This window comes from Streptomyces sp. P17 (assembly GCF_032436805.1).
Taxonomy (GTDB): domain Bacteria; phylum Actinomycetota; class Actinomycetes; order Streptomycetales; family Streptomycetaceae; genus Streptomyces.
Genome location: NZ_JAVRBF010001595.1, coordinates 1 through 229, shown reverse-complemented (window position 1 = coordinate 229; position 229 = coordinate 1). Strand labels below are relative to the sequence as shown.

The 229-nt window shown below is 37.6% G+C and carries 1 protein-coding gene; it reads right to left on the bottom strand.

Annotated features, from left to right (window positions below; translation table 11 throughout):
- Positions 1–229 (bottom strand): hypothetical protein (locus tag RMT89_RS45780; protein WP_315889658.1); only part of this gene is annotated, 229 nt, incomplete at both ends.

The following is a 229-nucleotide window of genomic DNA, read 5'->3' as shown; positions in this document are numbered from 1 at the left end:
AGGAGTGACTCCTTTGAAAAATTCTTCTATAAAAAAGTCTTTGGTTGTTAACGGTAATGCAACGGGCATTTGTTTATAAATAGCACCTACCTTATCACAGTAATACTTCCAAGTACGGTCGCAGGCACCGTATTCTATATTTGTAGTAAGTACTTCATCGCCCTTACTTAACCCGAAACTTTTCGCGATAATATTAACGGCATATGATGGGTTGGTAACATATACCACA